This is a genomic window from Winogradskyella sp. SM1960, from assembly GCF_020179375.1.
Classification (GTDB): Bacteria; Bacteroidota; Bacteroidia; order Flavobacteriales; family Flavobacteriaceae; genus Winogradskyella; species Winogradskyella marina.
The window spans coordinates 222,467-240,501 of sequence record NZ_JAICBG010000003.1 but is presented as its reverse complement, the minus strand read 5'-3'; the positions used below and the strand labels follow the sequence as shown (position 1 = coordinate 240,501).

The 18,035-nt window shown below is 35.4% G+C and carries 10 protein-coding genes; all 10 read left to right on the top strand.

What is annotated here, in order from left to right; translation table 11 throughout:
* The first annotated feature begins 11 nt into the window (after positions 1-11).
* The 10 genes from K1X16_RS09905 to K1X16_RS09860 all read left to right on the top strand — a co-directional run bounded on the left by K1X16_RS09905 (position 12) and on the right by K1X16_RS09860 (position 17,904).
* Positions 12-1,046, top strand: a complete 1,035-nt coding sequence (locus K1X16_RS09905) for an alpha/beta hydrolase (protein WP_225035979.1) — start codon at positions 12-14, stop codon at positions 1,044-1,046.
* A gap of 7 nt (positions 1,047-1,053) precedes the next feature.
* Positions 1,054-1,905 (top strand): polysaccharide lyase, encoded by an 852-nt coding sequence (locus K1X16_RS09900; protein WP_225035978.1) that lies wholly within the window; start codon positions 1,054-1,056, stop codon positions 1,903-1,905.
* Positions 1,906-2,005: 100 nt separating this feature from the next.
* On the top strand, positions 2,006-3,427 hold the full coding sequence (locus tag K1X16_RS09895) for a sialate O-acetylesterase (protein ID WP_225035976.1): 1,422 nt from the start codon (positions 2,006-2,008) through the stop codon (positions 3,425-3,427).
* A gap of 50 nt (positions 3,428-3,477) precedes the next feature.
* Positions 3,478-5,856, top strand: coding sequence for an alpha-L-rhamnosidase N-terminal domain-containing protein (locus K1X16_RS09890; RefSeq protein WP_225035975.1), 2,379 nt, complete (start codon positions 3,478-3,480; stop codon positions 5,854-5,856).
* A 19-nt stretch (positions 5,857-5,875) separates the two neighbouring features.
* Entirely contained in the window at positions 5,876-8,182 is a 2,307-nt protein-coding gene (locus K1X16_RS09885; RefSeq protein WP_225035974.1) for a GH36-type glycosyl hydrolase domain-containing protein, read from the top strand.
* Positions 8,183-9,841 carry an MFS transporter gene (locus tag K1X16_RS09880; RefSeq protein ID WP_225035973.1) on the top strand — a complete coding sequence of 553 codons (1,659 nt, stop codon included), beginning with the start codon at positions 8,183-8,185 and terminating at the stop codon, positions 9,839-9,841.
* 23 nt (positions 9,842-9,864) lie between these two features.
* A complete protein-coding gene (locus tag K1X16_RS09875; protein WP_225035972.1) occupies positions 9,865-11,091 on the top strand; it encodes a glycoside hydrolase family 88 protein in 1,227 nt (408 codons plus the stop codon).
* Between the two features lie 220 nt (positions 11,092-11,311).
* Positions 11,312-14,497, top strand: coding sequence for a SusC/RagA family TonB-linked outer membrane protein (locus K1X16_RS09870; protein ID WP_225035971.1), 3,186 nt, complete (start codon positions 11,312-11,314; stop codon positions 14,495-14,497).
* A 3-nt stretch (positions 14,498-14,500) separates the two neighbouring features.
* Positions 14,501-16,165, top strand: coding sequence for a SusD/RagB family nutrient-binding outer membrane lipoprotein (locus K1X16_RS09865; protein ID WP_225035970.1), 1,665 nt, complete (start codon positions 14,501-14,503; stop codon positions 16,163-16,165).
* Between the two features lie 11 nt (positions 16,166-16,176).
* Positions 16,177-17,904: a hypothetical protein gene (locus K1X16_RS09860; RefSeq protein ID WP_225035968.1), complete on the top strand. Its 1,728-nt coding sequence runs from the start codon at positions 16,177-16,179 to the stop codon at positions 17,902-17,904.
* Positions 17,905-18,035: the final 131 nt, after the last annotated feature.

The following is an 18,035-nucleotide window of genomic DNA, read 5'->3' as shown; positions in this document are numbered from 1 at the left end:
TATATTTAAAAATGAAACAAACCCCTAATAACGCTTTAATTTCATCTCAAGAAGAGAGAAATATTAACCACAAGACTGAAAACGAATTAGCTATACCTTCTACAATTTCAGAAGAAGCTAAAACGATGTTAAGCAATTGGACAATTGAAGGTAGAAATGCTGGAGCAAATTTACCAAAACATGATGCTCCAATTTCGGTGTGGGAAGAGAGACAACGGGAGTTTCAAATTGAAGCAGAACAACCTTTAGCTAAGTTATTAGAAGTATATCAACCTAGTGTAGAAACCATATTTCTTGATGGCATTAGAGCAATTGACATTAAACCAAAGAATTACCAAGAATCCGACAAAGTCATTATCTACATCCATGGAGGAGGTTTCGTTTTTTATCCTGCCGATGTCACTTTATTATCAAGTGTTCCGTTAGCAGACACAAGCAACTTAAGAATCATAGCCATTGATTATACCTTAGCACCACAAGCCAAGTTTAGTCAGATATTAGAAGAAGTCATTACGGCTTATAAAGCATTATTAAAAACTTATAAAGCAGAACATATTGCCATATATGGTGATTCCGCTGGAGGCACAATTACTGTCGCTTCAATTTTAAAAATGCGAGATTTAAAAATAAATTTACCAAGTTCCGTTGTATTATGGTCGGCTTGGTTAGATTTAGATGAAATCGGAGACTCCTATCATACATTAAAAGACACAGACCCTACGTTAATTTATAAAGGATTTTTAGAAAATTGTGCAGAAGCTTACGCACCAAGAAAAGAATGGAAAAATCCGTATGTTTCACCAGTGTATGGAGATTATTCAAAAGCCTTTCCCCCTACTCTAATTCAAGTGGGATGCAAAGAAATATTTTTAAGCAATTCTCTGAGAATGTATCGACAACTAAAAGAAAACAATAAAGACGTGGAGTTAGATGTTTATGAAGGGATGTGGCATGTTTGGCAAGGCCATTATGATATTCCAGAATCAAAAATAGCGGTTAAAAACACCAAAAACTTTATGTATAAACACTTAGGGATTACCAAATAGTAGAATTATGAAAAATACAATCTTATTTATAATATTCTTTAATGGCATTATGCTGAATGCTTGTGCTCAGGAAAGCGTTGAGGATAGTAATGAAGACCCACAAACACCTATTGCTGAAAATATAATTTTTGAATTAGATTTTGAAACCGCAGCGCAAGGAACCTATACAACACAAAATTTAATAAGCGAAGGTGGAGATATCCGTTGGTCTTTACTTGGTGATAACGCCAATATTGTTGCTGATCCTGAAGGAGAAAAAGGACACGTTTTAAAAGTAGATTATCCTGAAGGCACTGTTGGACCAGAAACTAATGGTGTTCAATTTATTAAAACCTTACCAGCTTCAAATGAATATTATTTGGACTATTATGTATATTTCGAAGAAGGGTTCGATTTTAGAGAAGGCGGTAAACTACCAGGTTTGACTAGTGGTGGTTCTACGTATACGGGTGGAAATCACCCCGACAATGGTGAAGGCTGGAGCGCACGATACATGTGGGTCAATAGAAATGCTGGCGTTGAAGCCATAGTCTATTTTTATTATATGGATATGACTTCAGAATATGGAGATTCTGTCGATTCTGGAATATATTTTGAAACCGGAAAATGGTACCGCTTAACCCAAAGAATAAAATTAAATCAAAACAACTTACCAAACGGCATTATGCAGGTTTGGATCGATGGTGTAAAAGTAATTGATGATACAGAAGTCCGCTATCGTTTATGGGATCAAGGTGATATTGATTCTTTTTACTTTTCAACATTTCACGGAGGCGCTACAGAAGATTGGGCTCCACAAAACGATTCCTTTGCGTTGTTTGATAAGATAAAAGTGACAAAATTAAAACCCGAATTTTAAGTAAGACATATTCCCCTATTTTATGAAAATTAAAAATGTTTCTTTTTTCATTTTTCTAACGTTTTACTCCATTTTTTTAAGTGCGCAAAGCAACTTGAATGTGGATCCTGTTTTTTCTAGTCATATGGTGTTGCAAAGGCATCATGACATCCCTATCTGGGGAACAGCAAAGCCAAACACCAAAATAGTAGCAACTTTAAAAGATATCACAATTCATACTATAGCTAATGGTGAAGGCCATTGGAACGCTAATTTTGAAGCATTAGAAGCTGGAGGTCCATATCGTTTAAATATTGAATCAACAGATGAATCCATTCAGCTCACAGATATTTTAATAGGTGACGTTTGGTTGGCTTCTGGGCAATCTAACATGCATCTCGATCTAAAACGCACTTTAAATGGAGATAGTGTTGCAAAAAAAGCAAATAATCCTAACCTAAGAATTTACAACATGAAACCCACTTACCCAACCGGTAAAGAGGGTGTTCATACCTTAGAGGAGTTAAAAAAGATTCAAAACAATCACTATTTTAATACTAAAGGTTGGGTAAAAGCAACACCTGAAGAGGTTTTGTATTTTTCTGCTGTAGGATATTATTTTGCGGAAAAACTACAAAGTGAATTGAATATTCCCATCGGTATTATTCACAATGCCGTTCCAGGTTCTCCCATTGAATCTTGGTTGTCTAAAAAAGAAATTGAACAAGATTCTACTATAGCAAACTTTGTAAAGCAACGCTGGAAAGCTAAAGAAGACGAAAAGGATGCGATGATTTCAGTGGCAAAACATCAAATATCATTAAGTGAAGATCCTAACCAAAAACACCCTTGGATGCCGAGTTATAATTATGAGAATGGCATATTACCAATAAAAAACGTACCAATCAAAGGTATTATTTGGTACCAAGGAGAGTCCAATGCAGAAGCACCTATGTTGTACAAAACCATGTTTAAAAAAATGGTGGCTTTATGGCGTTCAGATTTTAATGACGATTTCCCTTTTTATTCTACGCAATTAACTAGTAGAGAAGATAGACCTGCATGGCCAGAGTTTAGATTTGCGCAAAGCGAATTATTAAATGAAGTCCCAAATTCTAAAATGGTTGTTATAACTGATGTCGGAGATCGGCAAGACACACATGCAAAAAACAAACAACCTGTTGGAGAACGATTGGCGTTATTAGCGCTTGGTGACACCTATAAAGTAGCTAAGGATTATGAAAGTCCTGTGTTTGATAAAATCACCTATTCCAACAACACTTATACGATTCATTTTAATGGAGAGTTTAGTAGTTTAAAAACAAAATCATCAGAAACTATTATTGGTTTTGAAATAAGTACTAACAATATCAATTTTGAAAAATTAGAACCTCATATTGAAGGCAAAACAATAACGTTTAGCTTACCAAATAAACACAAAAAACCCTTTTACATAAGATACGCCTGGAAACCTTATACAGAAGCTAATTTAACCTCAAATAAAGGATTGCCTGTATCAACTTTTCGAACGAAAATAGATTAATTACAATCATCAATCAGGAACTTTAATAAAAGATAATTTTTAACATAAATATGAATAGACCAGAGTCAACAGTAACGGTTAATGGGTCCGGTAAAGATATTAACTTGCTTAAGCATACATGGAAAGCACAATGGATTACTCACCCAAGTGCATCAACACTAGACTATGGTGTGTTCCTTTTTCGCCATGTATTTACTCTCGAAGAGAAAATGAGTGAGTTCATCATTTTTGTGTCTGCCGATAACCGTTATAGACTTTTTGTTAATGGAGAACGGGTTTGTTACGGACCATCCATTGGAGATACAGCACACCAACGCTATGAAACACTTAATATAGCGGACAAATTAAACGTGGGTAAAAACGTTATTGCTGCTGAAGTCGTGAATTTTGGAGAGTACAGAAGTGTGTCACAAGTGACTTATCAAACAGCTTTTATTTTACAGGCAGACCGAAACCTCAACTTAGATATTAATACTGGAAGTGCCGATTGGAAAGTGATTAAAAATCATGCGTTTTCACCAGTTAAGATTACGAGCGAGATGATGAATGCTTATTATGCAGCTGGTCCACGTGACCATGTTGATGACTCAAAATACCCTTGGAACTGGAACCAGTTACAGTTTAATGACAACAACTGGTTGAATCCTAAAAGTACAACAACAGAATTCGCGGTTGGTAGAGGTTTTTTATATGGAGGAGCTTGGCATTTAGTACCAAGAACCATCCCTTTTATGGAAGAAAAAATAGAACGATTTCCTGAAATTATTCGGGTGAGTGGTATTGAAAAGAATGACGGATTTTTAAATGGTAAAGCCACTATAATCCCTAAAAATTCAAAAGTAAAAATTCTAATCGATCAAAAATATCACACTACAGGATATCCAGAATTAACCTATAGCCATGGAAAAAACAGTGAACTAAAAATAACCTATGCTGAAGCTTTGGTCAAAGATATAAATCCAGATGAAACAGTTTCTGACGGTAATTTAAATCTCGTTGATTTAAAAGGTAACCGCAATGATTTTGAAGGCAAATCCATATTCGGGTATTATGATATGCTCTTACCAGATGGTGGAGACCATAGATTTTACAAGCCCCTTTCAAGACGAACGTATCGATTCATTGAACTAGAAATAACGACCAAAGAAGAAGCTCTGGTACTTGAAGATTATCATGGTGTTTATACAGGATATCCATTTGAAGAAAAAGCAAAAGTGGAGACAGGCGATCCCTTTCTAAGTAAAATTTGGGATGCAGCATGGAGAACCTTACGCAATTCTGCAGACGAGATGTATTACGATTCTTATTATGAGAATTTACAATATATAGGCGACACCAAAATTGCATCGCTCATCTCAATTTATGTATCTGGTGATGATCGATTAATGCGAAAAGCCATACAACAATTTGACGACTCGCGCACTTCAGAAGGTTTAACCCAAAGTCGATATCCATCAAACATAATTCAAATTATACCACCTTTTTCATTGATTTGGGTCGATATGATTTATGATTATTTCATGTATAGAAATGATCCTGAATTTTTACGTCAATTCATTCCAGGGATAAAATCAGTTATAGACTGGTTTGCCTCTCGTGTTGATGAAACAGGTATGGTTACCAATTTAAAATGGTGGAATTTCACAGATTGGACAATTGATTTTCCAAGTGGCATACCTCAAGGTGCAGACGATGGTTATTCAGCAAATATTGCCTTGCAGTTTGCAAAAACCTTAGATCATGCGCAAGCCGTATTCGGTTATTTTAATTTAGAACATGAAGTCGATTCGTATCAAAAACTGTCTAAACGTATTAAAAAGTCCGTTTTAGAACACTGTTTTGATACAAAAAAGGGACTTATTGCCGAAACACCAGATAAAAAAGAATTCTCGCAGCACACGAACATCTTAGGGATATTAACCGATACATTTAAACAAGATGTTCAATCTGACATAATGAAAAAAGTACTTGAAGACGAGACGCTTTTTCAAGCTACAATATATTTTAAATTTTACCTCTTTAGAGCGCTTCAAAAGGTAGGTTTAGGAGATTTATATTTCGATTTATTAGGGTCTTGGAAAGGTATGATTGATGATGGCATGACGACTTATGGCGAAACGGATATTAATCCGCGTTCAGAATGTCATGCGTGGAGCTCGAGTCCCAACTTCGATTTTCTTCATACTGTTGCTGGCATATATCCAGGCGAACACGGTTTCAAATCAGTTATAATAGAACCAAATTTAGGAAAATTAAAAACACTTAATGTCGAATTCCCGCATCCTCAAGGTATGATCACAATTCGCTATTCAAAAAATGATAATAAAATAAATGCAGAGATTTCAATGCCAGAAGATCTTAAAGGTGAATTTAAATGGCAAGGACAATCAGTTTCGCTTGTTGGGGGAAAACAAAACATAGCATTATAAAAATTTAGAAAACAGTAATATGAAATACGGTAGTTATATAAATAACGGACTTGAATATAAAATAACAAATTCACAACCGCCTCGCGATTGGTTTAACATGTTGTGGAACCCAAAATACTTAGCCAGTGTAGGACAAAACCTTAATGGCTTTTCGCTATATCAAAATGAAGCTGGTGTCCTAACTAATCTCTTTGGAAAGCAAGATGATAGAAGTGCGCCACGACATATTTACTTAAGAGATAATGAGACGAACGACGTATGGTCCGTAGCACCAAATACAACTGGTGTTGAATTAGATGACTATAGTTGTACTCACGGATTGGGATACACTGTTTTAGAGAGTAAAAAAAATGGCATCAAAGTATCATTTCAAATATTTGTACCTCGTAAGGAAGCCGGAGAAATTTGGTCTGTAAAGGTACTTAATGAGTCAGGTAGACCACGAAACATATCTGTATTTAGCGTAGCAAAAGTGATTTTAGATGGAGTAAATCTAACCTATGGTTATAATTCTGCCGTTGATGGTTATCACGATAGAGAAAAACAACGCTTGTTTTTTAGAAACCGATCGGTAAGTGTTATGACGGAAAAGTATCGCGCATTTACCTATACGGATGTACCTTTTGATCATTTTGATATTAGCAAAGATGTATTCTTAGGTCATAACCTCAGTTTTGAAATGCCAGACTGTATCGCCAAAGGACAATTAAGTGATAGTGATGCTTCAACAGAATATATGGTATCTGCCTTACAGCACAATTTAAATCTAGATGAAGGAGCGGAACAACGTATCAATATTGTTATGGGTATTGTATTTGATGAAGCTGAAGCCGATGAATTTACGGCCTCATATGCCAATAGTGCTCGTATTGATGCCGAACTTGAAACTATTAAAAAACAAAATATAGCCAGATTAGGCCTTTCTGAATTAAACACTCCCGATGCCGATTTTAATAATCTATTTAATGTTTGGATGAAACATCAGTTACATCTTATGGCAGACTGGGCAAGGTTTTATTTTAAGGGCTATCGCGATACACTTCAAGATGCCGCAGGTGTTGCCATTATAGATCCTGACCGTGCTTTAAAAATGTTAGAAAAAGCTCTGGAAAATCAAAAAAACAGTGGATTTTGTCCTAGAGCATTTAGAGTCTCTTCTATGGAGGTGGCAGCAGCAGATAAACATTATTCTGACTCACCAAGTTGGATCAGTCATGCCACATATTCCATACTTCGAGAAACCGGAGATCTTAACATGTTAGATAAAGTTGTCGCCTATTCTGATAACGGAGAAGATACCATCTGGAATCACAACTTAAAAGCTTTAGATTTTCTTTGGAATGACAGAGGAGAACATGGCTTAGCATTAATAAGACATGGTGACTGGAATGACCTAATGGATCGCGTTGGTGCTGAAGGAAAAGGAGAAGGAGTTTGGATGAGTATAGCTCTTGCTAAAGCGCTTAAAGTGGTTGAAGAAATTGCTGCTTGGAAAGGTGACACAACAATAGAGAAACAATGTGCAGAAAGATATCATGAAATTAAAGCGAATATCTTAAAATACGGTTGGGATGAAGATCACTTTATTTACGCTTACACAGATGCCGGAAATAAGGTAGGTGATAATGCTTCAGAAGAAGGGCAAGTTTTTATAAATCCGCAGTCATGGGCCGTACTTGCAGGAATTATAGATGCTGAAAAATATGAGGATATCATGAAAAAAGTGGAACCTATGGTAGATACACCTGTTGGTCCTGTTCATAATTGGCCACCATTTACAAAATACAATAAAGACATTGGCTCTATTACTGGAATTCCACAAGGTAATTTTACCAATGGAAATGTGTATTGTCATGCCGCATCCTTTAAGGTTGCCGCAGATTATGCTGCAGGACGAAACGATAAAGCCTTTGAAACCTTTAAAAGAATTCTACCTTCTGAGGAGAAATCAGAACCTTATGCCCAACCCAATAGTTATGTAGGACCTTCGGCATTACGAAAAGATAGACACGTCTCTGACGACCCATGGCGAACAGGTACTGTAGCTTGGAATATGCTCAACTGTTTTGATAACCTATTAGGATTTAAACGAACCTTAAAAGGAGTTACAATTGATCCTCAAATTCCTTCATTTTGGAATAATGTATCCTATACACGGATTTTTAGAGGTACTACATTCAATATCACCATAAAACGAGGTGAGGAACAAATGATGTTGGTTGACGGAAAAGAACAAACAGATAATTTTATTGAAGTATCTGAATCTGGACTAAACCAAAAGGAAATCACTATAGATTTTCAAATAGGAAAACCTAAAACGAATTAAATGGAGTTAGACAAACAAAATATTGGTGTAGAAGAAAATATATCGATAAAAGAAAAAATAGGTTTTAGTTTAGGAGATACAGCTTCAAATCTGGTATGGCAGACCTTAATGATTTTTCAACTGTATTTTTATACCGATATTTTTGGCTTACCAGCAGCTGTCGTAGGAACCATGTTTTTAATCACAAAAATATGGGATTCCATCAACGATCCGGTAATGGGACTTATTGCAGATCGTACCAATACAAAATGGGGAAAATTCCGTCCTTTTCTTTTGTGGTTGGCCTTACCATTTGCACTGGTAGGTGTACTCACTTTTACAACTCCAGATTTTAGCCTAACAGGCAAAATTATATACGCCTATGTTACCTATACCCTAATGATGATGGTATATACGGCTATAAATATTCCTTATTCTTCATTGATGGGAGTTGTTTCTGCAAGTCCTTCACAGCGCGCTAGTTTTTCACAATACAGATTTATGTTTGCGTTTACTGGCGGATTGCTTGTGCAAGCCTTAACGCTTCCATTAGTTAATAGTATCGGTGGAGATAATACCAGTGTGTTTTCAGCAGAATTAAATACCAATCAAATTGTGATTACGGAACATGGTGTTGGAGCTTCAAAATTAGTTTTAAATGCAGATTTAGGTGAAGACAACCTGTTAACTAAAAACGTTACCGTAATCGTTTATAAAAATGATTTAAAAAGTGAAATAGATGATACAACAGATATTTTATATCTCGAAGAGGGCTTTGGAACACATACTTTAAGTCCTTCAACCTATTTTGACGAAACTATTTCTTCGAAGAAACTATCAGTTGAGGTGGTTAATGAAGCTAAAGGGTTTCAAGGGGTCATGATTGTATTTGGAATTATGTCCATCATCATGTTTCTAACCACATTTTATACCACCAAAGAGCGTGTTTCGCCTCCTAAAGAACAGAAAACAAATATCAAAAATGACTTTAAAGACTTGTTTAGCAATAAGCCTTGGTTGGTGCTTTTAGTTATTGGAGTGATAAGTTTGGCGTATGTTGCCATTAGATATGGATCGGTTATGTATTATTTTAAATACTACATCGAAGATGAATCGCTAGTGAGTTCGTTTTTAGTTTCAGGAACTATAGTGACAATCATTGCCATTTCTTTTACTGAGAAACTCTGTAACCGATTTGGTAAAAAGAAAGTTGTCATTGCCTGCCAACTCATTGCTGGTACGTTTACAGCCCTATTCTTCTTTGTCGATAAATCTAATATTACGATGATATTCGCTCTTAATATCATTGTCAGTTTAGCTTCAGGTCCACCAGCACCAATCTTATTTGCGATGTATACAGATACGGCAAGTTATTCTGAATGGAAAAATAACAGACGTGCTACCGGCCTAATTATGTCGGCTTCTACCATGGCTCAAAAATTTGGACTTACTATTGGAGCAGCGCTAGCCGGTTGGATATTAGCTTTTTATGGATTTAAAGCGAATACAGTACAAACAACGGAATCTGCTTTTGGAATTCTTTTAATGGTAAGTTTAATTCCTGCTGCAGGTAGTTTTCTTGTTGCTGGTATTATGAGTTTCTATCCACTTGATAATAAAACCATGGATAAAATTGAGGGTGAATTGGAATCGAGAAGAGCCCTAGCAGAAAAACAATAAATTTTATAAAAAATTAAAAGACTATGACATTGACAATAAGATTTATAGCGATCACAATTTCAATTTTAGTTTTAACATCGTGTAAAAATAAGGTTGAAGTTAAAGAACACACTGAGGAAACTAAACAAGAACTCGTGAAACGGGTTTTTTCCTTAGCAGAACATCAATATGATTATTTAATACATAAAATAGATACCATTTCTCCATTATTAAACCCTAGAAGTTTAAACAAGGATGGGTCGCTTAGAATGGCCTACAAACAAGATTGGACTTGTGGTTTTTTTCCAGGTTCATTATGGTATTTATACGAACAAACAAATGATAATAAGTGGAAAATAGAGGCCGAAAAATTTACAGAAGCCTTAGACTCTGCTCAATTTGTAAAATGGAACCACGATGTTGGATTTATGATACAAAACTCGTTTGGACAAGGCTATCGTCTTACCGGAAATGAAACTTATAAACAAGCTGTTGTTGATGCAGCAAAATCTTTAAGCACACGTTACAGACCTGTTGCAAAAGTCATCCAATCTTGGGATACAGATGCACCATGGATTCAAGGGAAAGGATTAGACATGCCTATTATTATTGATAATATGATGAACCTGAATTTACTATATCAAGCGACCAAGCATACGGCAGATTCAACCTTCTCTAATATCGCAAATGCGCACGCCACAACAACGATTAAAAACCAGTACAGACCTGATTATAGTTGTTATCATATCATAGACTACGACCATATTACGGGTGACGTACGTAAAAAAGTAAATTTTCAAGGCTTCGCTGACGAGTCTGCTTGGGCGCGTGGACAGGCGTGGGGATTATATGGTTATACAGAAGCATATAAAGAATCGGGACATAAAATATTTCTAGAGCAAGCTAAGAAGATAGCCGATTATATTATGAATAACGATAAAATTCCTGGTGATAATATTCCTTATTGGGATTATGATGCCGAAAGTACTGAAGAGATTCCCAGAGATGCTTCAGCGGCAGCTATTGTAGCATCGGCATTATTGGAATTACAAGCATTTGATGTAGCAAATAAAAAAGAATATTTAGACTACACCGAAACCATCTTAAGAACACTTTCATCTGATGACTATTTAGCTCAAAAAAATGAAAACGGAGGCTTTATCTTAAAACATTCTGTGGGCAATTTTCATGAAAATAATGAAACCGATGCTCCACTAAATTATGCAGATTACTACTATTTAGAGGCTTTAATTCGATGGTCTAATATATAACGGTATCATTTAAAAACAGAAATTTATACATACTGCTCAAACCTTTATAAGTTTTGTCTTTTATTCATTACTGAGCCGTATAATATTATGAATTTAGAAGTTTTTATATATATATTTGAGAATACTATAATAATTAGCTATTGTATTACTAACAACTAACTTTTTAGGGTACTTTTTTGACGTTTCTTTAAAAGCCTTATAATTCTAAATTCAATTTTTTATGGGAATAACACATTTTAAACTCACTGCATTTCTCTGTGTTTTTATAATAACATCATTTTCTGTTTTGCAAGCACAAGAAATTCAAATAACTGGTAAAGTGACTTCATTAGAAGATGAGATGCCTATGCCAGGTGTGTCGATTATTGTTGTAGGAAAGAACAAGGGGACGAATACCGATTTTAATGGCGTTTATTCAATTGACGCAGAAAAAGGAGATGTACTTCGTTTTAGCTATATTGGCTTCTCTGAACAGACGGTAACTATAGGAGATAATACCGTTATTAATATTCAATTGGTTGAATCTGTTGAAGCGCTTAACGAAGTCGTGGTTACTGCTTTAGGAATTTCACGTAAGGAACAAGCTTTAGGCTATGCTATATCTAAAGTTGATGGTGAAGAACTCGCTGAAATAAAAAGTATTAATGCCGTTAACTCGTTAGCAGGAAAAGTTGCTGGTGTAGATATTGCGCAACCAAATACAGGGTCAGGTGGTTCATCTAAAATTATTATTCGTGGAAACACAAAATTTAATGGTTCTAATCAACCGCTATACGTTGTTGATGGGGTTCCAATGGATAACAACTCTTTCGGACAAGCCGGACAATACGGTGGCCAAGATTTAGGAGATGGTATTTCTTCTGTAAACTCAGATGACATAGAAACCATATCTGTTTTAAAAGGTCCTGCAGCAGCAGCATTATATGGTTCTAGAGGTGGTAACGGTGTTATTTTAATTACTACAAAATCCTTTAAAAAGAACTCGAAATCTAAATTTAATATTAATTTTTCAACAAACTCTACGTTTGATGAAGTCATAAGTGGATATGAAGATGTTCAACATGTGTATGGTCAAGGTATCGGAACACCTCCAAGAGATATCGGTGACGCTACAGGTATGTGGAGTTGGGGAGGTAAAATGGATCCTAATTTACAATTCATCTCTTTCGATGGAGAGTATAGAGATTATGGTGTGAAAAAAGATAATATTGAGTCTTTTTTTAGAACAGGCTATACCATTCAAAATACAATCTCTTTATCTGGTGGTAATGAATCTGCCAACCTATTATTTTCTGCATCAGATGTAAAAATGGAAGATATTGTTCCAAATAGCGGTTTACATAGAAATAACTTCACTTTAAAAGGGCACTTGAAAATGTGGGAGAAGTTAACTTTAGATGCAAAAGTTAATTTTACTCTAGAAGATGTAGATAATAGACCATATTTGGGTTATTCAGGAGCAAATACGGCATTAGCACTTCTAGGGTTACCAGGAAATATTGATCAGCAATGGTTACAAGATAGTGCAACGGATGCTAACGGTGATTATGTGTTTTGGAATTCTGCAACACGAATTATCAACCCTTACTATTCATTATATAACATGAAAAATGAATCTAATAAGAATAGAGTTTTAGGATATGCCTCTTTAAACTATAATATCACAGATTGGTTAGATTTCAAATTCAAATCTGGTATAGATACATTTACATATGATTATTATAATTACTCACCAAGAACAACCCCTTTAGCTGAATGGGGAGAACTAACAAAAATAGACTCAAGAACTACTGAAATTAATACTGAATTTCTACTTTCTGCGAATAAACAGCTTAACGATAATTGGACCGTTGGAGCAAGTCTTGGTGGAAACATTATGAATTATGAAAGTTCAACAAATACTATACTTGGTAAAAACCAAGGGTCAGAAGATGTCATCTCTATAAATAACTATAATGAATTCATTGTAGGACGACAAAACCCTAGAAAATCAGTCAGATCATTTTACGGATTTGCAAATGTTAGTTTTAAAGATTATGCCTTTTTAGATGTCACAGGAAGACAAGATTGGTCATCTACATTAAAAAAAGGTAATAACGGCTATTTTTATCCATCATTTACAGGTGCCTTAGTCTTAACCAAGGCCATAGAAAATATAAAATCTAAAACGATACCTTATGCAAAATTAAGAGCTTCTTATGCTGAAGTTGGTGGCGATACAGATCCTTATGCTTATAATACCTTTTTCGATTACCCATATTCTTCAAACGGAGCAAATTTTTCAACCGTAAATGATATTACATATTTTACCAATATTAACCCTTCAAGAACCAAAGGATATGAATTTGGTTTAGACGCCAAACTTTTTAACTGGAGAGTTGGTTTAGACGTCACATATTACAATCAAACCACCTATGATGAAATAATGAATATTCCTATTTCTAATTCAAACGGCTTTGAATCGGCTAGTATTAATGCAGGTGAAATCAATAATAAAGGATGGGAAGTGATGGTAAATTTTGTACCTATCAAAACAGATGATCTTCGTTGGGATTTAACATTCAATTTTGCCAATAATGAGAACGAAATTGTAAAATTACATGAGGAAGCAAAGACACAAACCATTGCAAGAGCAGATTGGATTAGCTCATTAATTACTGCAGAAGAAGGTGGTTCTTATGGAGATATTGTCGGTTACGACTTTAAACGTACTGAAGACGGTACCCCTATATTAGGTGCTAATGGACTACCTTTAAGATCTGATGAACAAGTCTCTTTAGGTAATGGACAATATAAATTTACTGGGGGTATTACCAATGGTATCCAATATAAAGGATTTAGGTTAAGAGCTTTAATTCAAATTAAATCTGGAGCAGATATATTATCTATGACCAATCAAAAATTATATCAACAAGGAGCACATATCGGAACCCTAGAAGGACGTGAAGGATGGGCACTATCCGAATCAGAAAGGGAAAGTGCAGGCGAACTTCCAAGCAGTTGGGTTGCCACAGGTGGTTACCTAGCACAAGGGGTTATTGAAGATGGTGTTGGAGTAGACGGAAATCCAAATTATAGAGCTAATGACGTTTATGTAAATCCTAAAGATTATTGGGGTAGTATTGCAAATTCGCACATTATAAAACCTTTCATTTACGATGCTTCGTACGTAAAATTAAGAGAAGTTTCTTTGTCTTATTCTTTAGGCCCAGAACAATTGAAAAACATTAAATTCCTGAATGGTTTAACCTTTTCTATTATCGGTAGAAATTTATGGTTAATTCATTCAAATGTACCGAATGTTGATCCAGAGTCAACTTACAATATTAGTAACGGACAAGGCTATGAATATGGTTCTTTACCACAAAGACGAAGTTACGGATTTAACTTAACTGCAAAATTTTAAAAAATGAAGACAAGTATAAAGATATTGATATTACTAGTGTCTACTCTAACACTAACTACAAGTTGTGAGGATTTTAACGACTTAAATGTTGATCCCACAACCTCAACAATTGCCAACCCTAAAACCTTAATTTCTAAAGTACAAACAAGCTACTCTGGAGATAGAGAAACACAATGGAGGTCTTTAGCTGCGTATCACATGTCAATTACGCAAATGATTTCAGATGGGTGGACTGTATCGCATGGGCAAGCCTATAAACTCGATATAAGTTATATGGAGTATATGTGGAAAAGTTCTTATCGTGAAATCAGTGATTTAACTTACGCTATTCAAGAAGCTGAACAAAATCCAGAACTTGTAAATTACGAAGCTGTAGCCAGGATATTAAAAGTTATGATCTTTGCTCAACTCACAGATACTTATGGAGATTTACCATATTTTGAAGCGGGTGCACAAGCAGAGGACGATAATTTACATCCGGCTTACGACAATCAGGAAGACATTTATAATGATTTCTTTAAGGAATTAAAAGAAGCTGCCGCTCAATTAGATGACTCTAAAGCTTTAGAAGGTGATTTAATGTATAATGGAGATGTAGAAAGATGGAGAAAATTTGCAAATTCTTTAAGGTTAAGATATGCGATGAGATTAGTCAATGTTAATTTGTCTAAAGCCGAAACTGAAGCTGTATTGGCTATTGAAGATGGTGTGATGGAAAGTATTGATGACGCTGCCAAAGTAGAACATGGTGATTTTACAGTAAGCACAAGTGGTGCCTCAGAAATTAGAGGAAATGGATTTTCACAAGTTCAAAATTTTTCAGAAGAAATAATGGTGGCCTGTGAAACGTATGTATCTTATTTACGAGATAATGATGACCCAAGACTCTTAATGATGTTTGGAATGTATGCCGCTTACCAAGAAGATGCAACATCGCGATACAACTCAAAATCTTCTACCGAAACCAGTGTGGAAATTACAGATGAATATTTAGCTGCTTATGGCGTTCTTGAAGGCTATGCACCAGGATACTTTTTATTTGAATCACCTGAAAATGCACCAGCTGATATTTGGTCACCACGTTTCGTTGAAAAAAATGGAAGAACTGTTCAAATTGATAAATATTTTAAACCCCTTCAGATAAGAAGACATTTAACACGTATTGATTTACCTTCAATATATCAATCTTATTCTGAAGTAGAACTGTGGTTGGCAGAAGCAGCTCTAAGAGGTTGGAGTAATTTTGGTGGTGATGCTAAAACCCATTATAAAAATGCCATTTTTGCTAACATTGATGAACTGGTTATAATATTAGGTGCTGAACCTAATTTAGATATTAATTCAGATGTTTACGCTGAAAATTTATGGAATAATACTGCAGATAAAATGGAGGCTATAAACATGCAACATTATGTTAATAATTTTTACAATGGTATAGAAGGCTTTGCAAATTGGAGAAGATCAGGTTTCCCTGTACTTAAACCTACAACTGACAACCCTTATACGGACCAAACACTAAATGGTTTAATTCCTAGAAAATTACCGTATCCTAATACCGAAATGAATTTTAACAGAGAAAATTTAGAACCCCATTTAGATAACGGAGTCAATTTTTGGGGAGCACCTGTTTGGTGGGATAATAGTTTAACAAGAGGAGTTGATTTATAAAAAAACACATTATGAAAATAAAGAATTATAGTGCCTATATTTTTAGTCTTTTATTACTTCTTACGTCATCTTGCAGTCAAGACGATGTAAAAAATCCAACACTATCTGACACGGATTTAACCGTTTATTTTTGGGGTGAAGGAGATAATATAACCGGCATTGCATGGGAAGGTTATGATGTTTTAATAGGAGAAACATTAGACCTAAACCTACAAGTATCACCAAGTGAAGACACCACAGTACAATGGGTAGACGATGAAACTGGTGAAATATTAAGTAACGACTTAAACTATACTTACGCTCCAACCGAAGAAGAGACCAAAAGAGTTAATTTTATTGCGACCCGACCTTCTGGATATGAAAAAACAGTGGTCTTTAATTTTAGAGGTAATCTCGATGGTTACACGAGTAGAATTAACGAATGGCAATCTATTCCAATTCCGCAAGGCACTCAAACAGGTACATTTACTGTTGAGTTTGATATGATTCCTAGTAAAGACATCATGGATGGTGTTGTTGGTATTTTAGATGGAATCGCAACAACGTATTCTGATAACTCATGCATTGTAAGATTAAATCCTTCAGGAAAAATAGATGCTTATGATGATACTGGGTATGCAGCAGATAACGAGCTAGAATATCATGCTGGTTTAACGTATCATGTAAGAATGGATGTCGATGCCGTTACTATGACTTATGACATATACGCCAATGAGCAAGGTGGAGACGTTGTTCTCATTGGAGAAAATTATAAATTTAGACGTAAAATTACACACCAAGATTATTGGTCTATGGTCGCTGGTAATTTTAATTTGGATGATCCTGGAACGCATAGAGTGTTAAATATGGAAATCACGACACTAACACAAAATCAAGCGCCTGTTTTTCTACCTGTAGATGATGTTGTATTAGCGGAAGGAGCTGTTTTAGAAGTAGAAATTGAAGCCGTAGATCCTTTAGGTGGCAATATTACTATGGAAGCAAATGATTTACCGCAATTCGCAAATTTTGTAGATAACGGCTTTGGATCTGGAGCCATAACTTTTGACCCATATTCCGATTGTGGAGGATGCGATTTAGGTACCTATGATATTACCATCGTTGCTACCAATGGTGTAGAGTCCTCTGAGTTAACTTTTACTATTGATATTGTTGATCCAAACGCGGCCTTCGATGTAACTGCGGATGCAGGAGATGCTACTATTTGGAGTGGAGGCTCTGTGGATGCAACATGGACTCAACTATTTGGTGGGCATGTAGCCACAGGTGTTGGAGGTGATGATCAAGTCGTTAGTGTGATGCCATTTGCTTTACCAGAAATTCCTGAAGGTAAAAGGGTGAAATCAGCCGTTTTAAAGGTCAATGTCGTTAATAACAACTCTTGGGTTCCTGTAGAGTTTGATGTGTACGCTATAGCTTCCAGATCAACTTCAGAGGTCCTATCTACAGACTATTTCACTGGAGACTATGATACCGATGCCAATGCTACTGCAATTCAACAAGGTTTTATTACAGATGGAGGTACTCTTGGGGAGTTTGTTATGGATGACCCATCTAGTATAGACTTGGCGACTTTTATGAATGACCAATATGATAATGGAGCAAGTGCTGGAGAATTTATGTTTCTTAGAATTGGTGCTAACCGAAATGACATGCCACTTTGGGCACATTTACAGTTTGATAGTGCAGAATCAGCGGCTACAGCTCCTATCTTAACAGTAACTTTGGAAGATGAGTAAAAAGTGGGTATCTAAGCTCAAAATAATATAGTATTTAAAACTTACTAAAAATAGAAACCTCCAGTACAATGTATAAAGTTGTACTGGAGGTTTTTTATATTTAATACTATCGTATTACCTTATAATTATGT

Coding starts and splice junctions, on each gene's coding strand:
- K1X16_RS09905 (WP_225035979.1), top strand. CDS start 12: ATGAAACAAACCCCTAATAACGCTTTAATTTCATCTCAAGAAGAGAGA.
- K1X16_RS09900 (WP_225035978.1), top strand. CDS start 1,054: ATGAAAAATACAATCTTATTTATAATATTCTTTAATGGCATTATGCTG.
- K1X16_RS09890 (WP_225035975.1), top strand. CDS start 3,478: ATGAATAGACCAGAGTCAACAGTAACGGTTAATGGGTCCGGTAAAGAT.
- K1X16_RS09885 (WP_225035974.1), top strand. CDS start 5,876: ATGAAATACGGTAGTTATATAAATAACGGACTTGAATATAAAATAACA.
- K1X16_RS09880 (WP_225035973.1), top strand. CDS start 8,183: ATGGAGTTAGACAAACAAAATATTGGTGTAGAAGAAAATATATCGATA.
- K1X16_RS09875 (WP_225035972.1), top strand. CDS start 9,865: ATGACATTGACAATAAGATTTATAGCGATCACAATTTCAATTTTAGTT.
- K1X16_RS09870 (WP_225035971.1), top strand. CDS start 11,312: ATGGGAATAACACATTTTAAACTCACTGCATTTCTCTGTGTTTTTATA.
- K1X16_RS09865 (WP_225035970.1), top strand. CDS start 14,501: ATGAAGACAAGTATAAAGATATTGATATTACTAGTGTCTACTCTAACA.
- K1X16_RS09860 (WP_225035968.1), top strand. CDS start 16,177: ATGAAAATAAAGAATTATAGTGCCTATATTTTTAGTCTTTTATTACTT.